Annotated in this window: 16 protein-coding genes; 14 read left to right on the top strand and 2 right to left on the bottom strand. The window is 63.8% G+C overall.

Annotated elements, in window-relative coordinates:
- Positions 1-6: 6 nt before the first annotated feature.
- Positions 7-921, bottom strand: coding sequence for a hypothetical protein (locus GHT07_RS01100; protein WP_153583204.1), 915 nt, complete (start codon positions 919-921; stop codon positions 7-9).
- 855 nt (positions 922-1,776) lie between these two features.
- Between GHT07_RS01100 and GHT07_RS01095 the strand changes: the two genes are divergently transcribed.
- Positions 1,777-2,445, top strand: a complete 669-nt coding sequence (locus GHT07_RS01095) for a hypothetical protein (protein ID WP_153583203.1) — start codon at positions 1,777-1,779, stop codon at positions 2,443-2,445.
- 47 nt (positions 2,446-2,492) lie between these two features.
- Here GHT07_RS01095 and GHT07_RS01090 read toward each other — a convergent pair whose 3' ends face one another.
- On the bottom strand, positions 2,493-3,131 hold the full coding sequence (locus GHT07_RS01090; RefSeq protein WP_153583202.1) for a GntR family transcriptional regulator: 639 nt from the start codon (positions 3,129-3,131) through the stop codon (positions 2,493-2,495).
- A gap of 129 nt (positions 3,132-3,260) precedes the next feature.
- Here GHT07_RS01090 and scpA point away from each other — a divergent pair, with 129 nt between their 5' ends.
- The 13 genes from scpA to GHT07_RS01025 all read left to right on the top strand — a co-directional run bounded on the left by scpA (position 3,261) and on the right by GHT07_RS01025 (position 19,867).
- Positions 3,261-5,447, top strand: coding sequence for a methylmalonyl-CoA mutase (scpA, locus tag GHT07_RS01085; protein ID WP_153583201.1), 2,187 nt, complete (start codon positions 3,261-3,263; stop codon positions 5,445-5,447).
- Between the two features lie 45 nt (positions 5,448-5,492).
- Positions 5,493-5,759 carry a ribbon-helix-helix protein, CopG family gene (locus GHT07_RS01080; protein ID WP_194792784.1) on the top strand — a complete coding sequence of 89 codons (267 nt, stop codon included), beginning with the start codon at positions 5,493-5,495 and terminating at the stop codon, positions 5,757-5,759.
- Positions 5,760-5,772: 13 nt separating this feature from the next.
- Positions 5,773-6,192 (top strand): type II toxin-antitoxin system VapC family toxin, encoded by a 420-nt coding sequence (locus GHT07_RS01075; RefSeq protein ID WP_153583199.1) that lies wholly within the window; start codon positions 5,773-5,775, stop codon positions 6,190-6,192.
- A gap of 11 nt (positions 6,193-6,203) precedes the next feature.
- Positions 6,204-7,214 carry a methylmalonyl Co-A mutase-associated GTPase MeaB gene (gene meaB, locus GHT07_RS01070; protein ID WP_407646581.1) on the top strand — a complete coding sequence of 337 codons (1,011 nt, stop codon included), beginning with the start codon at positions 6,204-6,206 and terminating at the stop codon, positions 7,212-7,214.
- 18 nt (positions 7,215-7,232) lie between these two features.
- Entirely contained in the window at positions 7,233-8,765 is a 1,533-nt protein-coding gene (locus tag GHT07_RS01065) for an acyl-CoA carboxylase subunit beta (protein ID WP_153583197.1), read from the top strand.
- An 11-nt stretch (positions 8,766-8,776) separates the two neighbouring features.
- Positions 8,777-10,825 carry an acetyl-CoA carboxylase biotin carboxylase subunit gene (locus tag GHT07_RS01060; RefSeq protein WP_153583196.1) on the top strand — a complete coding sequence of 683 codons (2,049 nt, stop codon included), beginning with the start codon at positions 8,777-8,779 and terminating at the stop codon, positions 10,823-10,825.
- 24 nt (positions 10,826-10,849) lie between these two features.
- Positions 10,850-11,926 carry an alkaline phosphatase D family protein gene (locus tag GHT07_RS01055; RefSeq protein ID WP_153583195.1) on the top strand — a complete coding sequence of 359 codons (1,077 nt, stop codon included), beginning with the start codon at positions 10,850-10,852 and terminating at the stop codon, positions 11,924-11,926.
- Positions 11,923-12,405: a VOC family protein gene (locus GHT07_RS01050; protein WP_153583194.1), complete on the top strand. Its 483-nt coding sequence runs from the start codon at positions 11,923-11,925 to the stop codon at positions 12,403-12,405. Before GHT07_RS01055 ends, GHT07_RS01050 begins: the two co-directional genes overlap by 4 nt.
- Before the next feature lie 83 nt (positions 12,406-12,488).
- Positions 12,489-13,328, top strand: coding sequence for a hypothetical protein (locus tag GHT07_RS01045; RefSeq protein WP_153583193.1), 840 nt, complete (start codon positions 12,489-12,491; stop codon positions 13,326-13,328).
- A 102-nt stretch (positions 13,329-13,430) separates the two neighbouring features.
- Positions 13,431-14,819: an HlyD family efflux transporter periplasmic adaptor subunit gene (locus tag GHT07_RS01040; protein WP_153583192.1), complete on the top strand. Its 1,389-nt coding sequence runs from the start codon at positions 13,431-13,433 to the stop codon at positions 14,817-14,819.
- A 7-nt stretch (positions 14,820-14,826) separates the two neighbouring features.
- Positions 14,827-16,974, top strand: a complete 2,148-nt coding sequence (locus tag GHT07_RS01035) for a hypothetical protein (RefSeq protein ID WP_153583191.1) — start codon at positions 14,827-14,829, stop codon at positions 16,972-16,974.
- Positions 16,971-18,917 (top strand): preprotein translocase subunit SecA, encoded by a 1,947-nt coding sequence (locus GHT07_RS01030; protein ID WP_153583190.1) that lies wholly within the window; start codon positions 16,971-16,973, stop codon positions 18,915-18,917. The genes GHT07_RS01035 and GHT07_RS01030 overlap by 4 nt, the downstream gene beginning before the upstream one ends.
- Complete coding sequence (locus tag GHT07_RS01025) at positions 18,917-19,867, top strand: efflux RND transporter periplasmic adaptor subunit (protein ID WP_153583189.1); 951 nt, start codon at positions 18,917-18,919, stop codon at positions 19,865-19,867. Before GHT07_RS01030 ends, GHT07_RS01025 begins: the two co-directional genes overlap by 1 nt.
- The last annotated feature ends 1 nt before the right edge of the window (position 19,868 follow it).

Below are 19,868 nucleotides of genomic sequence, written 5' to 3'. Positions count from 1 at the left end.
CTGCGATTAGGTCGGGATTTGTTGCGCGTGCTGCTGCCCGGCCTCAGACGGCCGCGCAGGCATCCTCTCCTCAATTGTCCGAACCAGCTTGTCTATCAAGACTGTGCCCGTCCACCGTGACGTTTGCAGTGCTTGAATCAGGTCGCCAGGGCTTACGCCAAAAGCACCAATGAGTCGCGACTTCAATGCGCCATTGATCGGCAACTCAAGAATCCCCACCATCGCATAGCCTACGGCCACCGGATGACCGTTTTGCATCGCGACTTGTGCCCACGTCATTTGGCCCAGTGCAGTCAGGTGCTCGGATGCTATGAAGCGCTTGATGGTGTCCTCGTTCAATTGCGCCCAGGCGACTTCTTTGAACAGGCCGCAAATGCAGGCGTATGTTTGCAGCAAACTCATGGACAGGTTGCCCGGCCCGGGGGGATCGGCGAAGAGTGTTTGAAGCAACGGCAGGCGCAGCGGCTGCGCGGGGCGGCCCGTCATGTCGAATTCGTCTGTCTCGTCGTCTTCCTCGAACTCCTCCTCGACAAACGCGCCGAGCGCAGGCACGAACTTCTTCACCTGCGGGGCCCTGAGCGATCGTTCGTTCGGGCGTTTGCGGTTGTATGCTGACCGATACGTGGATGGTGTGGCCGAAGCATTGGCCCGGCCGCCAGCCAGTTGCAAGCGGCTGCGTTGCGCAAGCGAATGGGCGCTCACAATTGCCAGCTTGCGTTCGTCGGTCAGCATCTCAGCCTGAGACGACACCACGGCGCGCGCAATGCCACGTGTCACCTGCACATTGCCCGTTCTGGCCGCGTGGGCCAACGCGCTCTGCAAGCCTTGTTCAAAAGCGCTCCACGGGATGTCGGCACAGTGCCTGATCAGATGTGCGACGGCGGCCCTTGTGTCGTCTGTCTGACCTGGCGTGCGGTTCACCTCGAAGTCGAGCGCAGCCCAGCGGTCTCGATTGCGTCTGCGCAAGTTCTCGCTGGGAGCCTGGATAGCGCGTTCAAACGGTGCCGCGCACAGGCCCTGGTCGGCGGCGAAGCGTTCCCGGCCCTTCGCCTGCGTCGCATCGGTGTGCTGCGCAGGCGTGGGTCTGTCAGGCTGAGGAGGCGAACACTTTGGCAGCGAACTCTTGGTAGCTTGCATGAGTAACCCCTGGCGATACCCGCTGTTTTAGCACGAAGGTATTCAATCGGGGTGCAGCTTCGCGCGGCTCACTTGCAGAACGTTGTGCGGGCGGCAGCGTTGGCGCCGGCATTGCCGACGAACCGCCAAGGCGTAGGTCTCGCGTGCTGTCTGGAACAAGCGCTCTTGCCGTGTGACCAACACAGGAACCAACTGCAATAGAGGCAACTTATGAATCGCACCGGGTCATCAATTTCCCGAGCTTTCCCAACCGCACTGCAATCGGGGCCGACACCCACTAGCGAGCCGTCGGACACGGCGGCCTCTCCTGCATTGGACAAGCAGCGCTACGAGCTCCAGATCGATGAGATCGTCGATGCAGCCAAGACGCATGCGCAAGGCGCTGAAGGCACAAGCCTCGCGCAGAAGTGCCAGGAAGCGATCGACAGTTGGGCCAATGACATGGGAGGCGAGCAGCTGAAGTCGCTCGAACACCTGATGACCAGAACTGCCATGTTTCTGGACCCTGAGGCGCCTGACTATTCAGCTGAGACAGCCGCGATTGTTCGCCACGTTCTCGACACCCGTATCCGCCCCGCTGTAGTAAAGCTGCAATTCGCGCTCGCCGATGCAGGCTATGGGCGTTGGCAGGCAGACGTTGTGAAGTCGCTCAATGGCCTGCTGTTGGTGGGAAGTGAACCGCAGGCGCAAACGCAAACGCATGTGCAGAAGCAAGAAAGCAGTGTTGCAACACCGACGATCGCGCAGGCCGCAGCCCCCCAAGATCGATTCAGCAATCTGCCGAAGGTATTGCGGGGTGAAATTTTCAAGGCTGTTGAGTATCCGAGCCATGCCGCGCTTGCCGCTACTTCGCGCCAGTTGAACAGGGCGATCACGGAGTTGCCGGCCTACAGCGAAGTGCACGCCGGATTCAGTGCCGCCATGGCCCGTGACAGGGACCTTGGCCTTAGGATCAGTCAAAAGAAAGTCGAAGTACAAAGGCTGAGCAAGGCTTTGAACTACTCAGAGCTCTACGAGGACGATTCGGAACTCGATTTCTATACTGCAGACAAGCGGAAGTTGAACGAGCTCGTGGCTGAATTCAGGGACTTGGCCGCGCAGCGGCAATCGATTGTGGGTGAATTGGCGGAGCAATTGAGTGTGCATGCAGATGCGTATATCCGCGCCAACATGCCGCAGCCCGCTGCGCACGGCCCTGAGTCGCCAGGCGATCTTGCTGCGCGGCGCGAGGTGGCGGCGCAGCTGATCACGCGCTGGAGGCAGGAGCTGATTCAGGTTTTTGGCACATCAGCTGCACAGCAAGCCTGACTCACTTTGCGGCACGCGCCTCGCGTGCCCGCGCACCACCGCGCCGCTCAAGCAGCCGCCTGCAGCCCGTTGGCAAAGTGCTCCTGCACGCGCTTGACGGCGGCCTTCGCATCGCGCCGCGCAATCGCTTCCATGATCGCGCGGTGCTCCAGCATCGACTCTTTCACCCGGCCCGCCTTGAGCAGCGAGTTGTGGCGGTTGAGCTTCATCACCTTGCGCAGGTCGGCCACCATCTGGTCGCGCCAGCGGTTGCCGGCGATGTCGAGCACGCGCATGTGAAAGCGCTCGTTGATCGCAAAGAACTTGTCGCGCTGGGTGACGGCAGCTTCAAGCTCTTTGTGGATCGCCTGCAGTTCCTTGATCTGCGCGTCCGTCGCCTTTTGCGCGACCACGCCTGCCGCATCGCTCTCGAGCAGCGAGAGCAGGTGATACACATCGCGCAAGTCGGTGTCTGACACCTCGGTCACATACGCGCCGCGGCGCATCTTCATCGTGACCAGGCCCTCAGTGGCCAGCACCTTGATCGCCTCGCGCAGGGGCGTGCGGCTGATGCCGTATTCCTCTGCGAGCTTGAGCTCGTCGATCCACGTGCCGGGCTCGAGCTCGCGGTTGAAGATGCGCTGGCGCAAAAGCTCCGCCACCTCTTCATAGAGTGCGCGGGGTTTGAGCGAAACAGCAGAAGCCATATGTACGTGCATTCTAGGCAAAAACGCATTTTGCATCAATAATTATGAATGATGTAAACTCCCGCCAGCCATCCTGAAACCCGGCGCACACTGCCGGGAACGCATTGCGCGAGTCGCCGAAAGAGCCCTATGAGCACGCCCGAGAGCAAGTCTTCCAGCCCGGCCAGCAACTGGCCCGAGCCCGCACCCACCAGCACCGACCAATGGGCGCGTGCCGCTGCCAAGTCGGCCCCCGATGGCGCTGTGGACAAGCTGAACTGGAACACGCCCGATGGCATCGCCGTCAAGCCGCTGTACACGGCGAGCGACGTAGAGGGCCTCGCATTCACCAACACGCTGCCAGGCTTCGAGCCGTACTTGCGCGGCCCGCAGGCCACGATGTATGCATCGCGCCCGTGGACCATCCGGCAATACGCGGGCTTTTCCACTGCAGAAGAGTCGAACGCGTTCTATCGCAAGGGCCTCGCAGGCGGCGGGCAGGGCGTGTCAGTCGCATTCGACCTGGCCACCCATCGCGGCTACGACAGCGACCATCCGCGCGTGACGGGCGATGTGGGCAAGGCCGGCGTTGCGATCGATTCGGTCGAAGACATGAAGATCCTGTTCGACGGCATTCCGCTCGACAAGGTGAGCGTGTCCATGACGATGAATGGTGCGGTGTTGCCGGTGCTCGCGGGCTACATCGTGGCGGCAGAAGAGCAGGGTGTATCGAGGGACAAACTCTCGGGGACGATACAGAACGACATCCTCAAGGAGTTCATGGTTCGCAACACGTACATCTACCCGCCCAAGCCGAGCATGCGCATCATCGGCGACATCATCGAGTACACGGCGAAGAACATGCCGAAGTTCAACTCGATCTCGATCAGCGGCTATCACATGCAGGAGGCGGGCGCGAACCAGGCGCTGGAGTTGGCCTTCACGCTGGCCGACGGCAAGGAATACGTGAAGACAGCGCTGGGCAAGGGCCTGGATGTGGACGAGTTTGCAGGCCGGCTGAGCTTCTTCTGGGCCATTGGCATGAACTTCTATCTGGAAGTGGCCAAGATGCGTGCGGCGCGCCTTTTGTGGTGGCGCATCATGAAAGACTTCAACGCCAAAAGCCCGAAGAGCCTGATGCTGCGCACGCACTGCCAGACGTCGGGCTGGTCGCTCACCGAGCAAGACCCGTACAACAACATCGTGCGCACCACGATCGAAGCAATGGCCGCCGTGTTCGGTGGCACGCAGTCGCTGCACACCAATTCATTCGACGAAGCGATTGCACTGCCGACCGAGTTCTCTGCACGCATCGCGCGCAACACGCAGCTCATCTTGCAGGAAGAAACCCACATCACGAACGTGATCGACCCGTGGGCCGGCAGCTACATGATGGAAAAGCTCACGCAAGACATGGCTGATGCGGCGTGGGCCATCATTGAAGAAGTCGAGGCAATGGGCGGCATGACGCGCGCTGTGGATTCAGGCTGGGCCAAGCTGAAGATCGAGGCGGCTGCGGCGGAAAAGCAGGCGCGCATCGACTCGGGGCAAGACGTGATCGTTGGCGTGAACAAGTACAAGCTCGACAAGGCGGACCCGATGGAGATCCGCGATATCGACAACGACAAGGTGCGTGAGCAGCAAGTTGCGCGGCTCGCGAAGATTCGCGCGGCGCGTGATTCGCGAGCCGTGCAGGCGGCGCTCGATGCGCTGACGCAAGCCGCGCATGACAACACCGGCAACCTGCTCGACCTGACGGTGCAGGCCGTGCGCCTTCGCGCGACGGTGGGCGAGATTTCCGATGCGCTTGAAAAGGTTTATGGGCGCCACCGCGCCGACACGCAAAAGGTGACCGGTGTGTATGCAGCCGCTTATGACTCGGCCGAAGGCTGGGAGAAACTCAAGACTGAAATCGCCGCGTTCGCGCAGGAGCAAGGTCGCAGGCCGCGCGTGATGATCGCCAAGCTCGGGCAAGACGGGCATGACCGTGGCGCGAAAGTCGTCGCCACGGCGTTCGCCGATCTCGGCTTTGATGTGGACATCGGCCCGCTGTTCCAGACGCCTGAAGAATGCGCACGCCAGGCCATCGAAAACGATGTGCATGCAGTCGGCGTCTCCACACTCGCGGCAGGCCACAAGACGCTGGTGCCCGCGATCATCGCCGAGCTGAAGAAGCAGGGCGCTGACGACATCATCGTGTTCGTCGGTGGTGTGATCCCGCAGCAGGACTACGACTTTTTGTACGAGGCGGGCGTCAAGGGCATTTACGGGCCGGGCACGCCGATACCGGCGAGCGCAAAGGATGTGCTGGAGCAGATTCGCAAGGCGCTTGCGTGAAACCGTATACTGTATGACAGTATGACGGTCTTGCAATTACGCACTATGTCCACTTTATCCATACGCCTTGATGCTGAACTCGAAGACAGGCTCGACCGCGAGGTTGAGCGGCTGGGCACGACTCGTTCGCGATTCGTTCAGGACTTGCTCCTGCAGCGCCTGGAGTCGCCGAGTCCGTTCGCGCTCCTGCAAGAGGCACGCACTGAATACAAACTTCCCAATCCGGCGCGCGCCAAGGTAAAGACGAACAAGGCCGCCAACGTCAAGGCTCTTGTGCGCGCCGTTGTGGCCGGCAAGGGTCGGGCGAAGTGATGAAGGCTGGCACATGGTGACAGTTCTCCTCGACGCCAGCGTGATGGTGGCGCTCTTCGACGATGCCGAGGAAAGCCACAGTCGGTATGCCGACAAGCTGGTCCGCCATGGCAGCACGATGCGTCTCGTGACGACGTGGCCATGCGTGACGGAGGCGAGTTACCTGTTGTCGCCGCGCAATCACCTGGCCCTGTTGCACTGGCTGCATCGCGGCGGCGCAGCAGTCAAGACGATGGAGGTGGGCGAACTCGGTGAACTCATCGCTTGGATGAAGCGATACACCGAGCGCGGCAAGTCGCTGATGGATTTGGCCGATGCTTCGCTGGTATGGCTGGCTGTGAAGTTGAAGACGCAACTCGTTTTGACTGAAGACCGGCGCGACTTCATGCGATACCGACTGCCGGATGGCTCGGGGTTCGAGGTCGTTGCCTGATGTTGCCATCAATGGTCGAAGCTTTGCTACGCGGTGAAGGCGCAGTGCAGCGCCGCGCGCTGGCCAAGGCCATCACTTTGCTTGAATCGACGCTGCCCGACCATCGTGCGCAGGCCGATGAATTGCTCACGGCACTGCTGCCGCACAGCGGCAAGTCACTGCGCATTGGCATCAGCGGTGTGCCGGGCGTAGGCAAGAGCACGTTCATTGAAACGCTGGGCCTGCATCTCATTGGCCTGGGCCATCGCGTGGCCGTGCTGGCAGTGGACCCGTCGAGCAGTGTGTCAGGCGGCTCGATCCTGGGCGACAAGACGCGGATGGAGAAGCTCTCGGTCAACGAGCGCGCGTTCATCCGGCCGTCACCTTCCAGCGGCACGCTAGGCGGCGTGGCCGAGAAAACCCGCGAGACGATGCTGATCTGCGAAGCCGCCGGTTACGACATCGTGATCGTGGAAACCGTCGGCGTGGGCCAGAGCGAGACGGCTGTTGCCGGCATGACTGACATGTTCGTGCTGATGCAGCTGCCCAATGCTGGCGACGACTTGCAGGCCATCAAGAAGGGCGTGATGGAGCTGGCCGACCTGGTGGTGATCAACAAGGCCGACATCGATGAAGACGCGGCCACGCGAGCGCGCGCGCAGATCACGAGTGCGCTGCGCATCTTTTCGCAGCAGGGGCGCGCGCTGGTGTGGGCGCCGAAAGTGATTCAGTTGAGCGCCTTGCAAGGCGACGGCGTGCAGCGCTTTTGGGATGAGGTGCTGGCCTTCAGGAACTCGCAGCAAGCCGCAGGCGAGCTGGCCGCGCGTCGCCAGCACCAGGCGCTGGCGTGGATGTGGGAGCGCATCGAGACGGGCCTCAAGCAGGCCTTCCGCGAAGACGCGCAGGTCAAGGCGCTGCTGCCGGGCCTGGTGAAAGACGTGGAACAGGGGCGCATCGCCGCATCCACCGCCGCGCGCCGCCTGCTTGACGCACAAGGCAACACACTGAACAACGCAACGAACAACGTACCGAACATCGTATAGAGCGACACGGAGAAAACCATGCACGACATCATTGAACAACTCGAGAAAAAGCGCGAAGCCGCGCGGCAGGGCGGTGGCCCCAAGCGCATCGACGCGCAGCACAAAAAGGGCAAGCTCACGGCGCGCGAGCGGCTGGAGCTGCTGCTCGACGAAGGCACGTTCGAAGAGTGGGACATGTTTGTCGAGCACCGCTGCAGCGACTTCGGCATGGAAGCCAACAAGATCCCGGGCGATGGCGTGGTCACCGGTTACGGAATGATCAATGGCCGCCTCGTGTTCGTCTTCAGCCAGGACTTCACGGTGTTTGGCGGTGCGCTCTCCGAAGCGCATGCCGAGAAAATCTGCAAGGTGATGGACCAGGCCATGAAGATCGGCGCGCCGGTGATCGGCCTGAACGATTCAGGCGGAGCACGCATCCAGGAAGGCGTTGCGTCGCTGGGCGGTTATGCCGATGTGTTCCAGAAGAACGTGCTCGCCTCGGGCGTTGTGCCGCAGATCAGCATGGTGATGGGGCCGTGCGCGGGTGGCGCCGTCTATTCGCCCGCAATGACGGACTTCATCTTCATGGTGAAAGACAGCTCGTACATGTTCGTCACCGGCCCGGATGTGGTGAAGACCGTGACGCATGAAGAAGTAACTGCCGAAGAGCTGGGCGGTGCCATCACCCACACCACACGCAGCGGTGTTGCCGATCTTGCTTTCGAGAACGATGTCGAAGCCTTGATGATGCTGCGCCGCCTGTACAACTACCTGCCGCTCAACAACCGCGAGAAGGCGCCCGTGCGCCCGAGCAACGATCCGGCAGACCGCATGGACATGTCGCTCGACACGCTCGTACCCGACAACCCGAACAAGCCCTACGACATGAAGGAGCTCATCACCAAGTGTGTGGACGATGGCGACTTCTTCGAGCTGCAACCCGAATATGCGAAGAACATCCTCATCGGCTTCGGCCGCATGGAAGGGCAGACGGTCGGCATCGTCGCGAACCAGCCACTGGTGCTGGCAGGTTGCCTCGACATCAAGAGCTCGATCAAGGCTGCACGCTTTGTACGGTTCTGCGATGCGTTCAATATTCCTGTCGTGACGTTTGTCGATGTGCCCGGCTTCATGCCCGGCACGAGCCAGGAATACGGCGGCATCATCAAGCACGGCGCGAAGCTACTCTACGCCTACGCCGAATGCACAGTGCCGAAGATCACCGTGATCACGCGCAAAGCCTATGGCGGCGCTTACGACGTGATGAGCTCCAAGCACCTGCGCGGTGACGTGAATTTTGCGTGGCCGCAAGCTGAGATCGCGGTGATGGGCGCCAAGGGCGCGGTGGAAATCATCTTCCGCGAAGACAAGGGTGACCCGGCCAAGCTGGCAGCGCGCGAGGCGGAATACAAAGCACGATTCGCGAACCCGTTCATAGCAGGCGCACGCGGCTTTATCGACGACGTGATTCTTCCGCACGAAACCCGCAAGCGCATCTGCCGCTCGCTGGTCATGCTGCGAGAAAAGAAGCTTGAAAACCCGTGGCGCAAGCACGGCAACATTCCCCTTTGAGGCGCACCCCCATGTTTGAAAAAATCCTCATTGCCAACCGCGGCGAAATCGCCTGCCGCGTCATCGTCTCGGCCCGCAAGATGGGCATCAAGACGGTGGCTGTTTACTCTGATGCCGACAAGGACGCACGCCACGTCGAGCTCGCTGACGAAGCCGTGAACATCGGCCCGGCGGCCAGCCGCGAAAGCTATTTGCGCGCCGACAAGATCATCGCGGCTTGCAAGCAGACGGGCGCGCAAGCCGTGCACCCCGGCTACGGCTTCCTGTCGGAGAACGAGGCGTTTGCCAAGCAGGTCGAGGAAGAGGGCATTACCTTCATCGGCCCCAAGCACTATTCGATCGCGGCCATGGGCGACAAGATCGCCTCGAAGAAGCTCGCGAATGAAGCCAAGGTCAACACCATCCCCGGCTGGAACGCCGCGATCGACACGCCCGAGCAAGCGGTGAAGATCGCCGCTGACATCGGCTACCCCGTGATGATCAAGGCGTCGGCCGGCGGCGGTGGCAAAGGCCTGCGCGTGGCGTTCAACGACAAGGAAGCGTTCGAAGGTTTCACCGCCTGCCAGAACGAGGCACGCAACAGCTTTGGTGATGACCGCGTGTTCATCGAGAAGTTTGTCGAAGAGCCGCGCCACATCGAAATCCAGGTGCTGGGCGATTCGCACGGCAATGTGATTTACCTCAACGAGCGTGAATGCTCCATCCAGCGCCGTCACCAGAAGGTGATCGAAGAAGCGCCGTCGCCCTTCATCAGCGACGCGACGCGCAAGGCGATGGGCGAGCAGGCGGTGGCGCTGGCGAAGGCGGTGAAGTATCAGAGTGCGGGCACGGTGGAGTTCGTGGTTGGCAAAGACCAGAGCTTTTACTTCCTGGAGATGAACACGCGGCTGCAGGTGGAGCATCCGGTGACGGAATGCATCACCGGGCTGGACCTGGTGGAGCTGATGATTCGTGTGGCGGCGGGGGAGGAGCTGCCGCTGACGCAGGCGGACGTGAAGCGCGACGGGTGGGCGATTGAGTGCCGGATTAATGCGGAGGATCCGTTCAGGAATTTCCTGCCGAGTACGGGGAGGCTGGTGCGTTTCCAGCCGCCCAAGCAGACGCTTTTCGCCGGCAAGGAGGGCACAGTTGACGGCGTGCGAGTCGACACCGGCGTCATCGATGGCGGCGAGATCCCGATGTTCTACGACTCGATGATCGCCAAGCTCATCGTGCATGGCCGCGACCGCAATGAGGCGATCGCGATGATGCGCGAGGCGCTGAACGGCTTCGTCATCCGCGGCATCTCCAGCAACATCCCGTTCCAGGCCGCACTGCTCGCGCATCCGAAATTCGTCGCGGGTGACTTCAACACCGGCTTCATCGCGCAGAACTACGCGCACGGCTTCCACGCGCAGGACGTGCCGCACGATGACCCCAACTTCCTCATCGCGCTGGCCGCGTATGTGAACCGCCGCAATCTGCAGCGCGCAACCGGCATCACCGGCCAGCTGCGCGGGCATGAATTCAAGGTGGGCGAAGAGTTCGTTGTCGTGCAGCTCGACGCGCAGGGCAATCACCAGCGCCATGCGGCAACAGTGCGCGACTTCCAGGCGCAGTCGGGCTCCAGCGTGGTGGAGACGAACGGCAAGAAGTACGAGATATGCAGCAGCTGGCACCTAGGCGGCGCGCGCATTCGCGGCGCCGTGAATGGCAATGCCTTCACGGCGCAAGTCGAGCGCGGTTCGCTGCGCAATCCGCTGTCGATTGGCATCTCGCACAACGGCACGCGCATCGATGCCATGGTGCTCACGCCACGAGCTGCCGAACTGCACGCGCTGATGCCTTTCAAGGCACCGCCGGACATGAGCCGCTTTGTGCTGTCGCCCATGCCGGGCCTGCTTGTCGATGTGTCCGTGCAGCCGGGCCAGAAAGTGCAGGCGGGCGAGCGCGTCGCCGTGATCGAGGCGATGAAAATGGAGAACGTTTTGTTCGCCGCGGCCGATGGCGTGGTGGGCAAGGTGTTAGCCGCGAAGGGCGAGAGCCTCTCGGTGGACCAGCCCATCGTCGAATTCGTTTGACTCTTTTTTTGAAAGCGGCAAGCCATGCAGCGACGTGAGTTACTCGGTCTGGCGGCGCTGAGCCTGGGCGGTTGTGCTGCGCCGACCTTGCAACCGCCTTCGCCGCCCGACGCGCCGCCGCCCTTGCCAGCATCGGCCAGCCGCATCTCGTTCGCATCGTGCGCACACCAGACGCTTGCACAACCCATCTGGGACACGATCGCCGCCGACAAGCCTGACCTGCACATCTTCGGCGGCGACAACATTTACTACTCGCCGCCACAATGGTCGCTTGAAGAACTGCAGCGCGCCTACGCGCTCGAAGCCGCCGAGCCGCACTTCGCGCGGTTTCGCCGTGCGGTGCCGCACGTGGCACTGTGGGACGACAACGATTACGGCGCGAACGACGGCGGCGCGGAGTTCAAGTTCAAGAACGAATCAAAGGCCGCATTCCTCGAATTCTTCAAGGCGCCCGCCAACGACGCGCGGCGCACGCGAGGCGGCATTTACGACGCACGTGTGTTTGGCGAGGCAGGTCGGCGCGTGCAGGTGATCATTCTCGACACACGCTGGAGCCGCTCGTCATGGACAGTGACAGACCAGCGTGGTGCACCGGGCAAAGAGCGCTATGTGCCCGACGCCGATCCTGCCAAGACGATGCTGGGCGCCGAGCAATGGTCCTGGCTGGAAGCGCAGTTGCGCGAGCAGGCCGATGTGCGCCTCGTCGTCTCTGGCATACAGGTCATTGTTGAAGGCCATGGCTGGGAGCGCTGGGGCAACCTTCCGCTGGAGCGCCAGCGCCTGTATGACCTGATTGCGAAGACGCGCGCCAGCGGCGTGGTGCTGCTCTCGGGTGACCGGCATTTCGGCGCGATCTACCGCCAGACGCAAGGCGTGCCGTATCCGCTCGTTGAAGTGACGGCTAGCGGCCTCACGCATCCCTGGAAAGAAGCGAAGGAAGCAGGGCCGAACCGCATCAGCGAACTCTTCACCGAGGTGCACTACGGCATGGTCGAGGTGGACTGGCCCGCGCGCACCGTGAACCTTTCGCTGCGCGACATCAAGGGCGTTGCACAACGCCAGCACCGCATTGCATTTGACGACATGAAAGCCAGCACATGACAAGGCCGTTCAAGGTATTGGGTATCCAGCAGATTGCCATTGGCGGGCCGGACAAACTGCGCCTGCAAAAACTGTGGGTCGATATGTTCGGCCTTGAAATGACGGGCACGTTCAAGAGCGAGCGTGAGAACGTCGATGAAGACATCTGCGCCATTGGCGTGGGGCCGTTCAAGGTCGAAGTCGATTTGATGCAGCCCATCGACCCCGAGAAGAAGCCTGCCGTGCACCAGACGCCGCTCAACCACGTCGGCCTGTGGATCGACGACTTGCCCACGGCTGTCGAATGGCTCGCAGCGAATGGCGTGCGATTTGCGCCGGGCGGCATCCGCAAAGGCGCAGCGGGTTTCGACATCTGCTTCGTGCATCCTAAGGGCAATGACGAGAGCCCGATCGGCGGTGAGGGCGTGTTGATCGAACTCGTGCAGGCGCCGCCGGAAGTGGTGCAGGCGTTTGCAAAGCTGGCTGCGTCGGCGTTGTAGACAAAGGGCTTGCGGCGGAACGCTTTGGGCTGGAGCGTCACTTACGGCGTCACGCAATTTTGCGTACGCCCAAAGTACTCTCCATGTTGTCACGCACAAATCGAACACAGCAAGCGAGCTCGCCCGCGAACGTTACTCAAGGCAGCGGTTCGCACGTTGATTCAAGCCAGCGCCACGCCGGCGGTCATTGGCTGAAGCTGGATGTAGCGGAGCAAACAGAGCCACCGCAGCAATTGCCACCATTGCCGCTCAGCGCCGCTGATCCGCATGAGCGACTTGAAGATGCGGGCGTCACAGTCGGAATTCACGCCACGCACGCGCATGGGCCGCTGACAGACGTGTGGACGCATTTGGACCCGCACCTGCAAAGATATTGCACTCAGTTTTTGTCAATCGGCGATCTGGGACGCCTGGCTCAATCAATGCGGGCAAATCGCGCACTGGTGCAGTCCATTCCTGGCTTTGTGGAATTGGCGGATACTGCACAGATTCCAGGCTTCGACCTGCAAGATCGGCTCGTGCTTTGCTGTGATCGAGCGCGGTTGGGGCAGCGCATGTTCGTGACCGGGTTCACGTTCCTCCTGGCAGGTTGCGCAACCATGTTTGTCGCGCTGGTCACGACAATTGACTCCAAGGCAGACCAGCCACCGCCCGTCGGACTCTTTCTCGGCGCGGGCGGGGGAATCTTGTTGGGACTTGCCTGCATTCCCCTCGGTCATCGAATGACGTATGCGCTAAACGAAGCCGGGCAGCGCATCAATGATCGGCTGCGCGTTGCGAGACGACAGGCGCGAGAGCAGCATCGGATTTTGCGAGCGGCGTTCGAACAAAGAGGGGCGCAGACTGCCACATCCAATCGCACACATGACGATCCTTTTGAGTCTTCGGTACACATGCATGTCCCCGGTGCTGTGACTCGTTGACCACCACCGCAGCCAGGCGCCATTGGCGGCTGGCTGCGCCTGGCAACGCAAGTTGGGCGAGAATGCCTGCGTGCCCGCTTCGGTCACGAGCAGTTCTCCTCCATGGACAAAGCGCCTGCCTTCCTGATCTCATCCGTGCCCGGCGCAGGCTCTGCGCAACTGGGCGTGCTGCGCACGCAGGCGGCGCTGCTCGCGCACGACACGCTGGCCGAATCAGCCGCCGCATTCGCAGTTGAAATCGCCGCGCTGGCAGGCGGCTCGCGTTGCGCCGTGGCCCTGCGTGGTGGCGATGACGATCTGCAGCTCGTCGCCGCCTCCACCGCCGTCGAACTCGACCCACGCCACGCCGCGGCCGCCACGCTGCTCGCGGCCATGCACGAGGCGTGCGACCAGAGCCGCAGCTGCGCCTGGCCACCTGTGTCTGACAGTGGTGATCCGATCTTGCAGGCGCAACGCCAGTTGGCGGCAGCGGGGAGCGCGTGCACCGTGCCGCTGGTCGACCGGCAACGGATCGTCGGCGCAATGGCCGTGCAGCGCGACGGCCAGGTTGCCTTCACGCGCGATGAGCTTGCCGTGCTCGAAGACATTGCGTCGTTCGCTGGCCCGGTGCTTCAGATCAAGCGGCGCGAGTCGCTGCCGTGGCAAAAAAAGCTGCGCGAAGCGGCAATGAAGCACTTCGAAGCGGCGCGCGACAAGCGCGGCATGTGGATCGCAATCGGTGTTGTCGCGCTGGCACTGATCGTGCCGGTGCCCTGGCGTGTGAGTGCGCCCGCCCGGCTGGAAGGCGCTGTGCAGCGCGCTGTGGTGGCTGCCAGCGACGGTTACCTGCAACAGGCCAACGTGCGCCCTGGCGACCGCGTCAAGGAAGGCCAGGTGCTCGCCGAGCTCGCCTCGCAAGAGCTCGAGCTTGAAAAGCGCCGCCGCGAGAGCGAGCTGAGCCAGCACGAAACCGCTTACCGCGCGGCGCAGGCGCGCTACGACCGCACGCAGATGGTGTCGAGCCAGTCGCGCGCCGCTGAGGCGCAGGCGATGCTGTCGCTTGCGCAAGCGCAGCTTGAACGCACGAAGGTCGTCGCGCCTTTCGACGGCATCGTGATCAAGGGTGATCTCTCGCAAACCGTAGGCGCACCCGTGCAGCGCGGCGAGACGCTGATGGTGCTCGCGCCGGATGATCGCTTCCGCCTGGTCGTGGAGATTGACGAGGCCGACATCGCCGCCGTGCAGGTCGGCCAGCGTGGCCAGCTCGCGTTGTCGTCGCAGCCGGATGCCACGCTTGCCTTCACCGTCGCGCGCATCGTGCCGGTGGCCACCACGGGCGAAGGGCGCAACTATTTCGAGGTGGAAGGCACGCTCGACGAAGCCTCGAGCACGCTGCGCCCCGGCCTGAGCGGTGTTGCGAAGATTCGGGCCGGCTACCTGCCGCTCATCGCGCAGTTCACCTATCGTGCACGCGCCTGGCTGCGCATGGCGCTGTGGACGATCCTGCCCTGACGCCCCCATGAGCGAGCAGCTGGTCAGCGCATCCTGGCATCGTGTGGCGGGCCTCAAGCCCAGCCTCGTGTCGGGCCTGCGCATCGTGCGCCAGCAGGTGCGCGACCAGGTGTGGCAGCAGCTCGTGGAGCCAGTCGCTGGCAAGCAGATGCGGCTGAACCCCGCTGCCTACGATCTGGTGGGCCGGTTCGACGGCCGCGCCACCGTGTCGCAGCTGTGGTCACGCCTGCTGGAACTGCGGCGCGACGAAGCGCCGACGCAAGACGAAGTGGTGCAGCTGCTCGCGCAGCTCTTTCGCGCGGGCATGGTGCAGTTCGACGCTGCGCCGCACCTGTCGATGATCTTTGCGCAGCGCGGGCAAGAGGCGCGGCAGCAACGCGGCGCATTCGTCAATCCCCTGTTCATACGCACGAAGCTCGCCGATCCGGGGCCGCTGCTCACTCGCCTCGCGCCATTGGCGCAGGTCTTGTTCAGCCGCACGGCATTCGTGCTGTGGGTGGTGGCCATGCTGTGGGCGTTGCTGGCTGCGGGGTCCAACCTGGGCGAGATCAAGGCGCATGCCTTGCATTTGCTCGATGCACCGCGCGGCTTCATCGTCGCGTGGGTCTGCTATCCGCTCATCAAGCTGCTGCATGAAATGGGGCACGGCCTGGCGGTGCGGCGTTTTGGCGGCGAGGTGCGCGAGGTGGGGCTGTCGCTGATGTTTCTTGTGCCTGCTCCGTATGTCGATGCGAGCGCGGCGAACACGTTGGCGTCGTCACGGCAACGCATGATCGTGAGCGCGGCGGGTATTCTGGTCGAGACGTCGCTCGCGGCGTTTGCGCTCGCGGTGTGGATGCTGGTCAGCCCCGGGCCGGTTCGCGATGCGGCGATGGTGGTCATGTTGATCGGCTTGATCTCCACGATCGTGTTCAACGCCAATCCGCTGCTGCGGCTGGATGGCTATCACATCCTCACCGATGCGTTGCAGCTGCCCAATCTTGCTTCCCGTAGCCAGGCTTGGTGGCTGCGCAAATGGCTGGAGTGGGTTCGCCGTGAAGAGCCAGTGGGCGAGACAGCGCTGTCTGCCGGCGAGCGCAAATGGCTGGTGGCCTACGCGCCGCTGTCGTGGGCCTATCGCATTGCGTTGCTGCTCACGCTGATCACCTGGGTGGGCAGCCACAGCTGGTTGCTCGGCTGGGCGGCTGCGATCTTTGCGCTGGTGTGGGTGGGCCGCCGCGCTTGGTTGTGGCTGGCAGCCGCAGGGCCGAAGGCGCAGCGCGTGGGGCTGGCCGCCGCAGCCGCAGTGGTGGTGTTGCTGGTGGCCGTGCCCGCGCCGCAATCGGTCGTGACGCGCGGCGTGGTGTGGCCGCCACCCAGCGGGCAGCTGCGCGCGCAGACAGCCGGCTTCGTGGAGCAAGTCATTGCCACTGACGGTGCCCCTGTGCAGGCTGGTGACGCCGTGCTAAACCTGCGCGACCCGGTGCTGCTCGCGCAGCGCGAGCGCATTGCCGCCGAGCAGATCGGCCTGCGTACGCAGCAGTATTCGTCGATGCTGAGCGACCCGGCTGCGTTCCAGCGGCTTGAAGCAGACGTGAGGCGAGCGGAAGCTGAACTCGCCCGAGCCGATGAGCAGATATCGCAGCTGCAAGTGCGCAGTGGCGTGGCCGGCCAGGTGTCGTGGGCGCGTCCGCAGGACTTGCCCGGCAGCTATGCCAAGCGCGGCACGCTGCTCGGGCATGTGGTCGTGCCCGGCACGGCGTACGTGCGGCTTGCGTTGCCTGAGGATGAATTCCTGCGCGTGCGTGGCCGTGTGCGCGATGTGCAAGTGGTGCTGGCTGAAGCGCCCTTCACGGTGCGCGATGCAACGCTGCTGCCGCAGCTGCCGGGTGCGACGCAGGAGCTGCCTTCGCCAGCGTTGGGCGACCGCTTCGGCGGGCCTATCCCGGTCGAGTCGAACGACAAAGAAGGCGTTCGCGCCCGCGTGCCGGTGTTTGTGCTTGACGTGGCGGTGCAAGACGCGGGGCAGGGCAGGGAATCAGGGCTCGATACGGGCCGCATTGGCGGGCGCGCGTGGGTCAAGCTCGACTTGCCTGCCGAACCGGTGGGCTGGCAGGTGTGGCATCGCCTGCGCCAGCTGTTCGTGCGGCAGTTCAGCCCGAGCGGGCAGCTGTGAGCGCAGCCTGGCCCTTTCCCGGGCTGGTGTGGGGCGACTATCCGCAGCGCCAGCTGCCCCTGCGCCGGCAAGCGCGCAGGAGCGACTGGGGCACGCCGCAGCTGGAGGGATTTGCGCGTGAGGCTGTGACGCGAGTTGCTTCGACGCAGGATGCTTCAACGCAAGATGCTTCGATGCCTGAGTCGGCAAGCAGCACCGTGACACCCAGCGCCGATGCCGCCTGCGATGCCGTCTGCGCCGCATTGCTCAAAGCCTGCGCCGCGCTCGCGCGAACGCACGGCGTTACGCCGCGCTGGCAGCAGGTGATGGCCGCACGCGCCTTGCTTGAACAGCGCCTGGTGGAACTGGACACGGGCGAGGGCAAAACCTTTGCCGTGGCGCTGGCCGCTGCGGCTGCGGCAAAGATGGGCACACCGGTGCATGTGGTCACGGCCAACGACTACCTCGCGCAGCGCGACGCGCAGACACTCGCCCCGTTTTATGCGTCCATGGGTCTGCGCTGCGGCTTCGTCACGCAGCCCATGCAGCCCGCACAACGCCGCGAGGCTTACGCCTGCCACGTGACGTACGTGACGGGCAAGGAGCTTTGCTTCGACTACCTGCGCGACGCCATGCTGGCCCCCGCAACCGGCAGCGCGCTGGAGCAGCGCATCGCGCGCATGACGCAGCCAGCAGGGCCGGCGACACCAGCCGCGCAACGCGTGCTGCGCGGCCTGTGCTTTGCCATCCTCGACGAGGCCGACACGATGCTGATCGACGAGGCGCGTGTGCCGCTGGTGCTCGCGCAGGCGCAGGCAGCCGCGGGCGAGCGGGAGTTCCTGCAAACCGCGTGGCTGCTGGCGCAGGACCTGCGCGAGGGCGAGCATTTCCGCCTGAGTGCCGACGGTCTTCAGGCGCGGCTGCTGCCTGCCGGCCGGTCGCTCGTGGCGCTATGGCCGCAAGAGCAGCATGCGCTGCACGGCCATCCATCGCATCGCGAGAGCACCGTCGAGCTGGCGCTGGTGGCGCGGCACGTGCTGCAGCAGGGGCGCGACTACGTTATTCGCAATGGCAAGATCGCGCTGGTCGATGAGCAGTCGGGCCGCCTGTCGCATGGGCGTGCGTGGTCGCGCGGGCTGCACCAGCTGGTCGAGATGAAGGAGTCAGTCGCGCTCACCAGCCGCAACGAAACCGTCTCGCAGATCACGTACCAGCGGTTCTTCGCGCGCTACCTGCGGCTCGCGGGCATCAGCGGCACGCTGCGCGAGGCGCGGGCGGAGCTGTCGCGCGTCTATGGCTTGTCGATGATCCGCATCGAGCCGCACAAGCCGCGGCAGGTGCACGACTTCGGCAAGCGGCTGTTTGCAGACAGCCCCGCACTCTGGGCCGCCGTGGCTGAACGGGCGCAGGCACTGGCCGCAGCGGGCCGGCCGGTGCTGATCGGCGTCAATACCGTGTCACAGTCGCAGGCGCTCTCGGCTGAGATGGCAGCACGCGGCATCGCTTACCAGGTGCTCGACGCGCATCACGATGAGGCCGAGCAGGACGTGCTGGCGCTGGCCGGCCGGGCGGGCACCATCACCGTGGCCACCAGCATGGCCGGGCGTGGCAGCGACATCCTGCTGGATGAGCAGGCGCTGGCCGCGGGCGGCCTGCATGTGCTGCTGTGCCAGCTCAATGCCTCGGGCAGGGTGGACAGGCAGTTCCTCGGCCGGGCAGGGCGGCAGGGCCAGCCGGCCAGTGTTGAGCACTGGCTGGCGGCGGACTTTGCCGCGATGGCGTCGGTGCCGCTCGCCGTGCGGCGGCTGTGGCTGCGTGGCACTCGTGAAACCCCCCGGTCTTTCGCTGCGTATTTGCGGTTGTTCCAGGCCTTGCGCACCTATACTGAGATGAAACAACGTGTAAGCCTGTTGCGCAGCGCCGAGAGTGCGGAGCGCGACCTAGCATTTACCGGGAATTCGTAGTGAAGCTCGTCTCCAAGTTGACGGTCTGTTGTGGATGGTTATCTATTGCCGCGGCACATGCAGCGGGGCCATCGCCACTTGGTTGCCTGATCGAGCCCTTTCGCAGTTCTGAAGTCGGCAGCCCCGTGGTCGGCGTGATCGAAGCGATCTACGTCGAGCGCGGTGACCGCGTCGTGCGCGGCCAGCCGCTGGCCGCATTGCGCTCCGATGTCGAACGCCAGTCGGTCGCCGTGGCGCAAAGCCGCGCCGCTGCCATCGGCGACCTCGAAGCCGCCAAGGCCAACGCCGAACTCGCCCGCCAGAAACTCGTGCGCGCGCAAGACCTCGCGCGGCAGCAATTCATCTCGGGCCAGGCGCTGGAGCAGGCGCGCGCTGAAGCCGTGGTGGCCGACAACCGGCTCGCGCAGGCGAAAGAGCAGCGCGATGTTTATTCGCATGAGCACGAGCTTGCCAAGGCGCAGCTGGGCCTGCGCACCATCCGCAGCCCGAGCGATGGCGTGATTGCCGACCGCTATTTGTCCGTGGGCGAGCGAGTGGAAGAAAAGCCGATGTTCCGCGTGGCGGTGGTCGATCCGCTGCGGGTTGAAGTGGTGCTGCCGGTGGCCATGTATTCGCAGGTCAAGCGCGGCATGAGCATGGCGATCGTGCCGGAGTTTCCTGGTGCGAAGGCACGGCTCGCGCAAGTCGTGCTTGTCGATTCGCTGATCGAAGGCGCGAGCAATACGTTCCGCGCGCGGCTGGAGCTGCCCAATCGCGATCACGCCTTGCCCGCAGGTTTGCGCTGCAAGGCGGAGCTGGCCGATGGGAGCGCTGCGCAGGCGCGCGGTGGTGTTGAACCACGCAAAGGTGCCGAACCACCAGTTGGGGCACGGCCAGCGCCCACCGCACAGGCCAGCGCGCCGGCGCTGCGCCTGTCGCCCACCATGACGCTGTCGCCCACGCGGCCCTGAG

The organism is Caenimonas koreensis DSM 17982 (assembly GCF_009646335.1).
GTDB classification, from domain to species: Bacteria; Pseudomonadota; Gammaproteobacteria; order Burkholderiales; family Burkholderiaceae_C; genus Ramlibacter; species Ramlibacter koreensis.
This window is presented reverse-complemented; position numbering and strand designations above follow the sequence as displayed.

Bases quoted from the DNA above. Each gene is read 5' to 3' on its own strand.
- meaB (WP_407646581.1), top strand. From the start codon at position 6,204: ATGGTCGAAGCTTTGCTACGCGGTGAAGGCGCAGTGCAGCGCCGCGCG.
- GHT07_RS01090 (WP_153583202.1), bottom strand. From the start codon at position 3,131: ATGGCTTCTGCTGTTTCGCTCAAACCCCGCGCACTCTATGAAGAGGTG.
- GHT07_RS01060 (WP_153583196.1), top strand. From the start codon at position 8,777: ATGTTTGAAAAAATCCTCATTGCCAACCGCGGCGAAATCGCCTGCCGC.
- GHT07_RS01050 (WP_153583194.1), top strand. From the start codon at position 11,923: ATGACAAGGCCGTTCAAGGTATTGGGTATCCAGCAGATTGCCATTGGC.
- GHT07_RS01075 (WP_153583199.1), top strand. From the start codon at position 5,773: ATGGTGACAGTTCTCCTCGACGCCAGCGTGATGGTGGCGCTCTTCGAC.
- scpA (WP_153583201.1), top strand. From the start codon at position 3,261: ATGAGCACGCCCGAGAGCAAGTCTTCCAGCCCGGCCAGCAACTGGCCC.
- GHT07_RS01040 (WP_153583192.1), top strand. From the start codon at position 13,431: ATGGACAAAGCGCCTGCCTTCCTGATCTCATCCGTGCCCGGCGCAGGC.
- GHT07_RS01065 (WP_153583197.1), top strand. From the start codon at position 7,233: ATGCACGACATCATTGAACAACTCGAGAAAAAGCGCGAAGCCGCGCGG.
- GHT07_RS01035 (WP_153583191.1), top strand. From the start codon at position 14,827: ATGAGCGAGCAGCTGGTCAGCGCATCCTGGCATCGTGTGGCGGGCCTC.
- GHT07_RS01045 (WP_153583193.1), top strand. From the start codon at position 12,489: ATGTTGTCACGCACAAATCGAACACAGCAAGCGAGCTCGCCCGCGAAC.
- GHT07_RS01080 (WP_194792784.1), top strand. From the start codon at position 5,493: ATGTCCACTTTATCCATACGCCTTGATGCTGAACTCGAAGACAGGCTC.
- GHT07_RS01055 (WP_153583195.1), top strand. From the start codon at position 10,850: ATGCAGCGACGTGAGTTACTCGGTCTGGCGGCGCTGAGCCTGGGCGGT.